The organism is Stenotrophomonas sp. P5_B8, assembly GCF_054049855.1.
The window spans coordinates 1-1,450 of the sequence record NZ_JBFULO010000659.1 but is presented as its reverse complement, the minus strand read 5'-3'; the positions used below and the strand labels follow the sequence as shown (position 1 = coordinate 1,450).

Below are 1,450 nucleotides of genomic sequence, written 5' to 3'. Positions count from 1 at the left end.
GGCTTATCGACATGTCCAATTCCCTGCCAGTCCGCCGCGCCGCCGTACTGGGTGCCGGTGTCATGGGTGCCCAGATCGCGGCCCACCTGACCAATGCCGGCGTCGACACCGTGCTGTTCGATCTTCCCGCCAAGGAAGGTCCGGCCGATGGCATCGTGCTCAAGGCAATCGCCAACCTGGGCAAGCTCAGCCCTGCCCCGCTCGCGAGCAAGTCCTACGCCGAGGCGATCACCCCGGCCAACTACGAGACGGGCCTGGAGCAGTTGAAGGACTGCGACCTGATCATCGAAGCCATCGCCGAACGGATGGACTGGAAGCAGGACCTGTACAAGAAGATCGCCCCGTTCGTGGCTGATCACGCCGTGCTGGCCTCCAACACCTCCGGCCTGGGCATCAACAAGCTCGCCGACGTGCTGCCCGAGCAGCTGCGCCACCGCTTCTGCGGCGTGCACTTCTTCAATCCGCCGCGCTATATGCACCTGGCCGAGCTGATCCCGGCAACCACCACCGATGCGTCGGTGCTGGAAGGGCTGGAAGCCTTCCTGGTCACCACCCTGGGCAAGGGCGTGGTGTACGCCAAGGACACCCCGAACTTCATCGGCAACCGCATCGGCGTGTTCTCGATCCTGTCCACCATCCACCACACGCAGGCATTCGGCCTGGGCTTCGACGAAGTCGACGGCCTGACCGGCCCGCTGGTGGGCCGCCCGAAGTCGRCCACCTACCGCACCTCCGATGTGGTCGGGCTGGACACCATGGCGCACGTGATCAAGACCATGGGCGACACCCTGCCCAACGATCCGTGGCATGAGTTCTTCAAATCGCCCAAGTGGCTGGACGCGCTGATCGCCAAGGGCGCGCTCGGCCAGAAGACCGGTGCCGGCATCTTCCGCAAGGTCGGCAAGGACATCGTCGTCCTTGATCTGGAAAAGCAGGACTACCGCGCCGCCGACCGCACCGCCGCGCCGGAAGTGGTCGAGATCCTGAAGATCAAGAACCCGGCCGAGAAGTTCGCCAAGCTGCGCGAGAGCCAGCACCCGCAGGCGCAGTTCCTGTGGGYGACCTTCCGCGACCTGTTCCACTACAGCGCCTACCACCTGGCCGACATCGCCGAAACCGCGCGCGACGTCGACCTGGCCATCCGCTGGGGCTACGGCTGGTCGCTGGGCCCGTTCGAAACCTGGCAGGCCGCCGGCTGGAAGCAGGTCGCGCAGTGGATCGCCGATGACATCGTCGCCGGCAAGAGCATGAGCAACGCGCCGTTGCCGGACTGGGTGTTCGATGGCCGCGACGGCGTGCATGCCGCCGAAGGCAGCTACAGCCCGTCGCGCAACGCCAAGCTGCCACGCTCGGCCCTGCCGGTGTACCAGCGCCAGCGCTTCCCCGATCCGCTGCTGGGTGAAACCTTCAGCCCGGGTGAGACCGTGTTCGAGAACGACGGCGTGCGCAT

The 1,450-nt window shown here is 66.0% G+C and carries 1 protein-coding gene; it reads left to right on the top strand.

The features are described 5' to 3' along the window. Window positions 1-11 precede the first annotated feature (11 nt). Window positions 12-1,450 (top strand): 3-hydroxyacyl-CoA dehydrogenase family protein (locus tag ACXJKH_RS20440; RefSeq protein WP_457322107.1); only part of this gene is annotated, 1,439 nt, incomplete at its 3' end.